We start from the raw sequence: 8840 nt of genomic DNA on the forward strand, positions 1-8840 counted from the left end.
GGAACCCGGCGAAGCCGGGCGTCTCGAAGGATGGGCAACGCATCCCATGAGGCCCATGGTTCGAGACGGCGCTTCGCGCCTCCTCACCATGAGGTTGAATGTGTGGCAGCCGTCCCGATCGCTACCCCTAATTCCGTCAAGAACTGAAACGCTCTAGCGCCGTTTCTCGATCCAGGCGCTGAGCACCGGCGAGAGGAATGCGATCGGCCAGATGAACACTGGCCAGTGCGGATTGACCAGACACGCCAGCAGCGCCGCGACGAACACGGTCAGCGACCCCGCCGGCGTGATGAAGCTCGGCCAGTCCTGCTTCCGGCCGATGGCGATCGCCCACAAGGTAGTGTTGAACAGCGCGATCAGCAGCAGGTTGACGGCATAAAGCGTGGTGACATTGGGCGAGCCATAGTTGTTGCCGTACAGCCCGCAAGTCACCGGCAGCAGGATCACCGACAGCAGGAACAGCAGGTTGAGCAAGACTTCGCTGCGGCCGGTGTCGGTGGCATAGGCCAGCCGGCGCTGGTGGCTGTACCAGAACATGCCGGCAACGATGAAGCTGAGCAGCAGCGTCGACAGGAACGCGCCGTAGAGATGCCAGATCTCGCGCCACTGCGGATCGGCGCTGGCGAATTTCTCACGCGGCGCTTGGTAGGCGAGCAGCGTCATCGCAACACCGAACACGGTGTTGCTGAGCTGCTCGAGCCGCCGCGATTCGAAATGGCCGTTCATCGCCGATCCCCAGACGGCGGCGCTGGTTCAGCCGCCGAGCGCCTCGTCGAGATCGGCGATCAGGTCTTCCTTGTCCTCGATGCCGATCGAGACGCGGACCATATCGGGCGCGGCACCGGCCGCCGTCTTCTGTGCGTCGTCGAGCTGGCTGTGCGTGGTCGAAGCCGGATGAATGATCAGCGAGCGGGTGTCGCCGACATTCGCCAGATGTGAAAACAGCTTGAGGTTGGACACCAGATCGACGCCGGCCTGGTAGCCGCCCTTGAGGCTGAAGGTGAACACCGCGCCGGCGCCCTTCGGCGCGTATTTGCGGGCGAGGGCGCTGTACTTGCTCGATGCTAGGCCCGAGTAGTTCACTGCCGACACCGCCTTGTGGGTGGACAGGAATTCGGCGATCGCCTTGGCGTTTTCGCAATGCTTTTGCATCCGCAGCGGCAGCGTCTCGATGCCGGTCAGCAGCAGGAAGGCGTTGAACGGCGACAGCGCCGGGCCGAGGTCGCGCAGGCCGAGCACGCGGCAGGCGATCGCGAAGGCAAAGTTGCCGAACGTCTCCTGAATCTTCAGGCCGTGGTATTCAGGACGCGGCTCGCTCAGCATCGGATATTTGCCGTCCTTCGACCAGTCGAAGGTGCCGGCATCGACGATGATGCCGCCGAGCGAATTGCCGTGGCCGCCGAGAAACTTGGTCAGCGAATGCACCACGATGTCGGCGCCGTGGTCGATCGGGCGGATGAGGTAGGGGGTCGCCAGCGTGTTGTCGACGATCAGCGGCACATGGGCGTTGCGCGCCACTTCGGCGATCGCCTCGATGTCGGTGATACTGCCGGCCGGGTTGGCGATCGACTCGATGAAGATTGCCTTGGTCTTCGGGCTGACGGCGCGCTGGAAGCTCGGCAGATCGTCCGGATCGGCCCACACCACGTTCCAGCCGAAGCTCTTGAAGGCGTGGGTGAACTGGTTGATCGAACCGCCATAGAGTTTTCGCGCCGCGATGAATTCGTCGCCGGGCTGCAACAGCTGCTGCAGCGCGACGAGCTGCGCCGCGTGCCCTGACGCCGTCGCAAGTGCCGCAGTGCCGCCTTCCAGTGCCGCAACACGTTCTTCAAGGACCGCCGTCGTCGGATTGGTGATACGGGTGTAGATGTTGCCGAACGCCTGCAGTCCGAACAGCGATGCGGCGTGGTCGGCGTCGTTGAAGACGAAGGACGTGGTCTGATAGATCGGCGTCGCCCGCGCCCCGGTGGTGGGATCCGGCTGCGCGCCTGCGTGAATCGCAAGCGTGGCAAATCCCGGGCTGCGTTCGGTCATGGTCGATCCCTCCGTCGATTGAACTGCTGGTTTCGCGCTATCTGAGCGCAACCCGGCGCAAGGTCAAGCGAAGGTCGGCGGCACCGCTCCGTCAGTTGCCGTCGCCGCGCTCGCGCACGGCGCGATCGGAAGCGACCGTATCGGCGCCGGCCAGGCTGGTCCGATCCAGCGACAGCCGCATGCCCTTGATCGGAGCGGGGGCGCGCTTGGAGCTCAACGTCCGCGAATTGACGCCCATCCACGAGATCTCCGACGTCAGCCGGCCGTATTCGATCTTCGGGCAGCGATTCATCACCACCTTGAGCCCGGCGGCCTCTGCCAGCGCCGCGGCTTCGTCGTTGCGGATGCCGAGCTGCATCCAGATCACCTTCGGCGGCGGCGACAGCGCCAGCGCGTCTTCGACGATCGGCATCACATGCGCGGAAGCGCGGAAGATGTCGACCATATCGACCGGCCGGTCGATGTCGCGCAGGCTGGCGACGAACGGTTTACCGAGCAGTGACTTGCCGACCTGGCCCGGGTTGATCGGAATCATGTCGTAACCGCGTTCGGCCAGATATTTGAACGCGAAGTAGCTCGGCCGCACGTTCTGCGGCGATGCCCCGACCATCGCGATCGTCTTCACGCCATTGAGGATCTGGCGGATGTAGTTATCGGGGTAGCTGTCGTGGTTCATTTTCAATCAGCCGTCATTGCGAGGATTACTCGGATCGCCGCTTCGCGGCGTCCGAGCACGGGCTCCGCGACGAAGCAATCCAGCTTCCGGTGCGTGGCCCTGGATTGCTTCGCTTCGCTCGCAATGACGGGGCAAGGTGAGGGCGCTGTTCAGCGATCCTTCCACTCCGGCTCGCGCTTCTCGAGAAACGCGCAGATGCCTTCTTCCGCATCCTGAGCCATCATGTTCTCGGTCATCACCTGCGCGGCGTAGTGATAGGCGTCGGCGAGGCTGAGTTCGGCCTGTTTGTAGAACGCTTCCTTGCCGACCTTGATGGTGTGCGACGATTTGCGGGCGATGCGCTGCGCCAGCGCGATCGCGGCGTCGCGCTCGGTGCCATGCGGTACCACGCTGTTGATCAGGCCGATGGCACGGGCCTCGTCTGCGGGGACAGGCTCCCCAGTCAGCAGCATGTGCATCGCCTGCTTGCGCGGCACGTTGCGCGAGAGGGCGACCATCGGGGTCGAGCAGAACAGCCCGATATCGACGCCCGGCGTCGCGAAGCTGGCTTGGTCGGAGGCGACCGCGAGATCACAGCTTGCCACCAGCTGACAGCCGGCGGCGGTCGCGATGCCTTGCACGGCCGCGATCACCGGCTTCGGCAGCAGCACGATCGCCTGCATCATCGCGCTGCACGCCGTCATGATCCGGCTGAAGCTGGCGCGGCCGCGGTCGGCATCATTGCGGTGCGCGGTCAGTTCTTTCAGATCGTGCCCGGCGCAAAAGGCCGGGCCATTGGCAGCGATCACCACGGCGCGGACACCATCGTCGCGTGCGATCAGATCCAGCGCGGCCTGCAGATCGGTGATCAGTTCGAGGGACAGGCTGTTGCGTGCGACGGGGCGATTCAGCGTCAGCATCGCGACACCGCCGTCGATGGTTTCGCGCAGCAGGATCGGCGACGACGCGGTCGCCGCGATGACGGGCAGGGCTGTCATGAAATCATCCGAGAAGGAATCCAGCGCTGGGAACGGACGTCACCTTATTGTAACAAACCCGTCGAAGCGAGAGCAGGGCGGGAACGACATGACACATGCGAGAATGAGCGTAGCCGAACTCGAGACATTTTTGAATCGCGAGTTCCCGCAGGCCTTCAGCCACGGCGACATTTCGATCGAATCCGCCGACGGTCGCACGTCTCTGTTACGGCAGCGCTACAGCGACCGCATGTTGCGGCCCGGCGGAACCGTGTCTGGGCCGACGCTGATGGCGCTGGCGGACTTCGCCATGTACGTGGTGCTGTTGTCGGCGATCGGCCCGGTCGCGCTTGCCGTCACCACCAATCTCAACATCAATTTCCTGCGTAAGGGGCAGCCCGGTCAGGACGTCGTCGCGGTGGCGCGGCTGCTGAAGCTTGGCAAGCGGCTGGCGGTCGGCGAGGTCTCGCTGCTGTCCGGCACATCGCCCGATCCGATCGCCCATGTGACATCGACCTATTCCATTCCAATGACTTGATCTTTTCGATGGTATTATTGCACCGTATTTACAAGTGGCTGATATATAAGGATCATTTGGCGGCTTGGGGGATTGACGACGGCGTTCCGCTTATCTACAAGCGCGTCAAGTCCGGCGTCCTGCGCCGAATTTCCCCCTGTCATGGATCAATTCTCATGAAGACGTTTTCGGCCAAGCCCGCCGAAGTCACGAAGAAGTGGGTCATTATCGACGCCACTGGTCTCGTGGTCGGCCGGCTCGCCACGCTGGTCGCGATGCGCCTGCGCGGCAAGCACCTCCCGACCTACACGCCGCACGTCGATTGCGGCGACAATGTCATTATCATCAACGCCGCCAAGGTGGTGCTGACCGGTCGCAAGCGCGACAACAAGGTCTACTACCACCACACCGGCTTCATCGGCGGCATCAAGGAGCGCACCGCGAAGGCGATCCTCGAGGGTCGTTTCCCGGAGCGCGTCGTCGAGAAAGCGATCGAGCGCATGATCCCGCGTGGCCCGCTCGGCCGTGTCCAGATGGGCAATCTGCGCGTCTATCCCGGCGCCGAGCACCCGCACGAAGCTCAGCAGCCCGAAAAGGTCGACATCGCCGCGATGAATCGCAAGAACATGAGGGCCGCATAAGATGTCCGAAACCATGCAGTCTCTCGACCAGCTCTCGTCGCTGAAGGTTTCGGCGCCGGACGCGCCGACCTACACCAAGAAGGTCGACAAGCACGGCCGCGCCTATGCCACCGGCAAGCGCAAGGACGCGGTCGCCCGCGTCTGGATCAAGCCGGGCGCCGGCAAGATCGTGGTCAACTCGCGTGAGGTCGAAACCTACTTCGCCCGTCCGGTGCTGCGCATGATGATCCAGCAGCCGCTGGTCGCCGCGGCCCGTGCCGGCCAGTACGATGTGATCTGCACCGTTGCGGGCGGCGGTTTGTCCGGCCAGGCGGGTGCGGTTCGTCACGGCATCTCCAAGGCGCTCACCAATTTCGAGCCGGAGCTGCGCGGCGTCCTCAAGAAGGGCGGCTTCCTGACCCGCGACAGCCGCGTCGTCGAGCGTAAGAAGTACGGCAAGGCCAAGGCCCGCCGCTCCTTCCAGTTCTCGAAGCGCTGATCCGTCGCTGCCTCGCTATTCTGCAGAGGGCGTCCTTCGGGGCGCCCTTTTCGTTTGTGCGCCGCGCGCCGGCCGGGCAGCGGGTTACATCGCATTTTTGGAAACTTCGCCGCCAAAGCGAGGCATTGCACACACCCGATTTCAACGCGGTGCAGCGACATTGGGAATGATACGGGGCACTTCCGCACATCCGTGGCGTTGCAGCCTGCTCATTCGACTCGCCTGGAAATTCGCATCATGTCGCTTGATTTCTCGACGTTATTCCTGGTTGCGACGCTGATCTGCACGCTGCTCGGGGGAATGCTGCTGTATTTCGGCCGGCACGAAAAGATCCGGGCGCTGCACTGGTGGGGCTGTGCCTATCTGCTGGGCGCAGCGGCCGTCGCGCAGTGGCAGTTTCTCAGCCCGCACGTGCCGGAAATCGTCGTGCTGTCGCTCGCCAGCGCCGGCTTCATCGCCTGCGGCATGGTGTGGAACGCCGCCCGGGTGTTTCACGGGCTGAAGCCGAACTGGCCGGGCCTCGTGCTCGGCGCGTTGGCCTGGGTCGCCGCAGTCGTCAGTCTGCCGGATGAATTGTCGTCGCTGCGCGTCGCGATCGGCGCCGGCATCGTGGCGATCTATGCGGCGCTGACGGCGGGCCAGCTGTTCGCGGAGCGGCGCAAGACGATGAAGCGGCAATGGCCGGCGATGCTGGTGCCGCTGCTGCACGGCACGGTGCTGATGCTGCCGATCGTCTTGGCCGAACTGTTGCCGACGCAGCGGGCCGGCGCCAGCAACAACGTCTGGGTGCTGATCTTTGCGATCGAACTGGTGCTGTACGCCGTCGGCACCGTGTTCGTGATCTTCATGCTGGTCTCGGAGCGCACCGTGCGGGCGCACAAGACCGCCGCGTCGCTCGATCCGCTGACCGGGCTGTTCAATCGCCGCGGCTTCTCGGAGGCCACTGCGCGCATGATCGAGCGTGAAGCCGAGGCCGGCCGGCCTGTCACGGTGATGATCTTCGACCTCGATCACTTCAAATCGATCAACGACCGGTTCGGTCATCCGGCCGGTGACGAGGTGATCAAGTTGTTTGCCAGCATCGTGTCGGGTTCGCTGCGGATGTCGGATCTGTGCGGCCGGATCGGCGGCGAGGAATTCGCCGCGCTGCTGCCGTGCTCGATCGAGGAGGCGATGACTGCGGCAGAGCGCGTCCGCGAGGCGTTCGAAGGCTGCGGACTCGAGGTTGACGGCACGCCGATCGCCACCACGGTCAGCATCGGCGTCGCCGGCGGGCCGGCCAATATCGAACTCGAGGTGCTGCTCGCGGCCGCCGACACCGCGCTGTACCAGGCCAAGCGCGGCGGGCGCAATCGCGTGGTCGCAACCGTCGAAGAGCCGCTGTCGCTGGAGCAGGGGCGGCGGCGCGCTGCGCAGCGCCACGAGCCGCGCCAGCAGGTGGTTGTCCGCAACGCGATCAGCATGGGCGCTTGAACGGTCCCTGTCCGTTATGACGAACATGGCGAAAGCAGTCCGGCTTCGCTGCTCTTGTCGCCATGACGCCAGATGCAGACATCGCGAGGCAGCGTCTCGAAACCCCGGCTTCAATTGCCGTGCGCGGTGCGATAAGGCTCTTGCCCTCAGATAATCGCGAGGGACGCGCGCATGATCACCGAAATCGCACAGATCGACATCAAGCCGGGTAGCGGAGCCGACTTCGAGGCCGCGGTCGCCAAGGCTGGCGCCGCCTTCGGCCGCTCCAAGGGTTTTCATGGCTTCGAGCTGCACCGCTCGATCGAGAAGCCGCAGCGCTACCGCCTGATGGTGAAATGGGAGACGCTGGAGAACCACACCGTGGACTTCCGCGGCTCCGACAACTTCGCCGAGTGGCGCGGCCTGGTCAGCGCGTTCTTCGCTTCGCCGCCGGACGTCGAGCACACCAATACGGTCGTCACGATTCCGGGCTAGGCGCCAGCACGATCGGCGGGGCGGTCGTGACCACTTCAGGCCCGCCGGGGCCTTCGGCACGGAGGTGATTGATCACCACCTTGCCGATCGCCATCAGCGGCAGCGCCATCGCCAGTCCCCACAGCCCGAACACGATGCCGAGCAGGATCTGCATCGCGAACAGCGTTGCCGGGGGAATGTCGATCGCCTGGCGCTGGATCAGCGGCGTCAGGATGTAGCTTTCCAGCGCATGGACGCCGAGGAACAGCAGAAAGGCGCTCAGCACCGCGAACCAGCCCGAGGCGATCGCGGCGAGCACGATGACGAGGCCGCCGAGGATCGCACCGACGGTCGGGATGAACGCGAGCAGGCCGGCCTGAATGCCGAGGATGAAGGCGCCCGGAATCCCGATCAGCGACAGCCCGGTCGCGGTCACGGCAAACACCACCGTCATGGTGATGAGCTGCGCCAGGAGCCAGCGCTTCAGCATGTCGCCGGTGTCCTTGACGATGGCACTGGCCTGAGAGCGATAGCGTAGCGGCGCCACGCGCTCGAGGCCGCGCCGGTACACGTCGGGTTGCGCCGCAAAGGCGAGGCCGAGAAACAGCACGATGAAGAAATTGCCGACCGCGCCGATGGTGCCGAGGATCAGCTTCAGCGTCTGACTGACGATGGCGCCGCCGCCGGAGGCGATCTCGCCGGCGCTGGGCAGGTTGCGCGGCTGCGGGGCCGGCTGCGGCTCGGCCGCGGTGCTGCCGGCAGCGGCCGTATTGGCGGCGTTGGTTGCCGCGTTCAGCTCCATGAAGCTGGTGTCGACGCCCTGACGCTCCAGGAAGGTCTTTACATTGACGATCTGCGTCTTGATCGTGCCCGACAGCGCGGTAGCCTGCTGGGCGATGGTGCTGCCGCCCAGCACCGCGATGCCGACGAACATCGCCGCCAGTAGGAAGCACACCAGCGACAGTCGCGCGCCGTGGGGGCCGCCCACCACCTTGCCGAGCAGCTCGGTCAGTGCGTTGAGGAAGACGCCGAACAGTATGCCGGCGAAGATCAGGAACAGCGTGCCGGCAAAATGCCAGGAGGTGTAGAGCAGGGCGCCGAACGCGACGGTGCTGATGCCGCCAATGGCGATCGCCCAGGCAAGATCGTTGCGGGCCTGGATCCGATCGAGAACTGGGATGGTCACGGACGATTCCTCTGATGACGGGGCAGAGCATTCCGTCAAAACGACAGCGACGCAAGCGGCGCGCAATCTGGCGGCAGCGGGGCGAACCGTTAACCATGCGCAAGGGCTCCCCATTTTCGCCTTGATCGCTCTGCGATATGTTCACCAGTCGATGCTGTTGTGGGCCGGCGTCGACGTCGTGGCTCGGGCAAGTCCGAAATGGGCGGCTGAGCACGGTAATGGTATTTGGGGATCTATGGGGATTCGCGAGCGAGATTCGTTGGGCCGGGCCGCGCGCGTCGTTGCCGCTGCTGGTGCGTGTTTGGCTCTCGCCAACTGCGCGCAGAACGGGGCATTCAGCCGCGTCGATCCGAAGTACGGCGTATCGTCGAGCCCACGGGTCGTCGGCCCCGGCGAGCCGGTGCCGAAAGGCGGGGGGACCTATCG

10 protein-coding genes and 1 pseudogene are annotated in these 8840 nt (G+C 64.7%); 6 read left to right on the top strand and 5 right to left on the bottom strand.

Features of this window, described 5'->3' with window-relative positions; translation table 11 throughout:
• Positions 1-153 precede the first annotated feature (153 nt).
• From IP86_RS11440 to IP86_RS11455, 4 genes are all read right to left on the bottom strand, one after another.
• Positions 154-726: a TMEM175 family protein gene (locus IP86_RS11440; RefSeq protein ID WP_054162650.1), complete on the bottom strand. Its 573-nt coding sequence runs from the start codon at positions 724-726 to the stop codon at positions 154-156.
• A gap of 27 nt (positions 727-753) precedes the next feature.
• Positions 754-2034, bottom strand: a complete 1281-nt coding sequence (locus IP86_RS11445) for an O-acetylhomoserine aminocarboxypropyltransferase (RefSeq protein WP_054162651.1) — start codon at positions 2032-2034, stop codon at positions 754-756.
• Positions 2035-2125: 91 nt separating this feature from the next.
• The gene (locus IP86_RS11450) at positions 2126-2710 is read right to left on the bottom strand and encodes a CoA-binding protein (protein ID WP_054162652.1); all 585 of its coding nucleotides are present in this window, start codon (positions 2708-2710) and stop codon (positions 2126-2128) included.
• A gap of 149 nt (positions 2711-2859) precedes the next feature.
• Positions 2860-3687, bottom strand: a complete 828-nt coding sequence (locus IP86_RS11455; protein ID WP_054162653.1) for an enoyl-CoA hydratase — start codon at positions 3685-3687, stop codon at positions 2860-2862.
• 88 nt (positions 3688-3775) lie between these two features.
• Between IP86_RS11455 and IP86_RS11460 the strand changes: the two genes are divergently transcribed.
• From IP86_RS11460 to IP86_RS11480, 5 genes are all read left to right on the top strand, one after another.
• Entirely contained in the window at positions 3776-4204 is a 429-nt protein-coding gene (locus tag IP86_RS11460) for a PaaI family thioesterase (RefSeq protein WP_054162654.1), read from the top strand.
• 155 nt (positions 4205-4359) lie between these two features.
• Positions 4360-4824 carry a 50S ribosomal protein L13 gene (gene rplM, locus IP86_RS11465; protein ID WP_054162655.1) on the top strand — a complete coding sequence of 155 codons (465 nt, stop codon included), beginning with the start codon at positions 4360-4362 and terminating at the stop codon, positions 4822-4824.
• A 1-nt stretch (position 4825) separates the two neighbouring features.
• A complete protein-coding gene (gene rpsI, locus IP86_RS11470; protein WP_054162656.1) occupies positions 4826-5302 on the top strand; it encodes a 30S ribosomal protein S9 in 477 nt (158 codons plus the stop codon).
• 237 nt (positions 5303-5539) lie between these two features.
• Positions 5540-6775, top strand: a complete 1236-nt coding sequence (locus IP86_RS11475; RefSeq protein ID WP_054162657.1) for a GGDEF domain-containing protein — start codon at positions 5540-5542, stop codon at positions 6773-6775.
• 171 nt (positions 6776-6946) lie between these two features.
• On the top strand, positions 6947-7249 hold the full coding sequence (locus IP86_RS11480) for an antibiotic biosynthesis monooxygenase family protein (protein ID WP_054162658.1): 303 nt from the start codon (positions 6947-6949) through the stop codon (positions 7247-7249).
• On the opposite strand, the gene IP86_RS11485 is transcribed toward IP86_RS11480, so the two are convergent.
• Positions 7233-8414 (bottom strand): AI-2E family transporter, encoded by a 1182-nt coding sequence (locus tag IP86_RS11485; protein WP_054162659.1) that lies wholly within the window; start codon positions 8412-8414, stop codon positions 7233-7235. The two genes, IP86_RS11480 and IP86_RS11485, sit on opposite strands and share 17 nt — an antisense overlap.
• Between IP86_RS11485 and IP86_RS29355 the strand changes: the two are divergent.
• Positions 8407-8840 (top strand): annotated as a pseudogene (locus IP86_RS29355) (hypothetical protein); the annotation flags it as partial. The gene IP86_RS11485 and the pseudogene IP86_RS29355 sit on opposite strands and share 8 nt — an antisense overlap.

The sequence above is a fragment of the Rhodopseudomonas sp. AAP120 genome (assembly GCF_001295845.1).
Taxonomy (GTDB): domain Bacteria; phylum Pseudomonadota; class Alphaproteobacteria; order Rhizobiales; family Xanthobacteraceae; genus Rhodopseudomonas.

What these genes read in the sequence shown, in the direction of transcription:
- IP86_RS11440 (WP_054162650.1), bottom strand. Translation starts at nt 726, where the DNA reads ATGAACGGCCATTTCGAATCGCGGCGGCTCGAGCAGCTCAGCAACACC.
- IP86_RS11445 (WP_054162651.1), bottom strand. Translation starts at nt 2,034, where the DNA reads ATGACCGAACGCAGCCCGGGATTTGCCACGCTTGCGATTCACGCAGGC.
- IP86_RS11450 (WP_054162652.1), bottom strand. Translation starts at nt 2,710, where the DNA reads ATGAACCACGACAGCTACCCCGATAACTACATCCGCCAGATCCTCAAT.
- IP86_RS11455 (WP_054162653.1), bottom strand. Translation starts at nt 3,687, where the DNA reads ATGACAGCCCTGCCCGTCATCGCGGCGACCGCGTCGTCGCCGATCCTG.
- IP86_RS11460 (WP_054162654.1), top strand. Translation starts at nt 3,776, where the DNA reads ATGACACATGCGAGAATGAGCGTAGCCGAACTCGAGACATTTTTGAAT.
- rplM (WP_054162655.1), top strand. Translation starts at nt 4,360, where the DNA reads ATGAAGACGTTTTCGGCCAAGCCCGCCGAAGTCACGAAGAAGTGGGTC.
- rpsI (WP_054162656.1), top strand. Translation starts at nt 4,826, where the DNA reads ATGTCCGAAACCATGCAGTCTCTCGACCAGCTCTCGTCGCTGAAGGTT.
- IP86_RS11475 (WP_054162657.1), top strand. Translation starts at nt 5,540, where the DNA reads ATGTCGCTTGATTTCTCGACGTTATTCCTGGTTGCGACGCTGATCTGC.
- IP86_RS11480 (WP_054162658.1), top strand. Translation starts at nt 6,947, where the DNA reads ATGATCACCGAAATCGCACAGATCGACATCAAGCCGGGTAGCGGAGCC.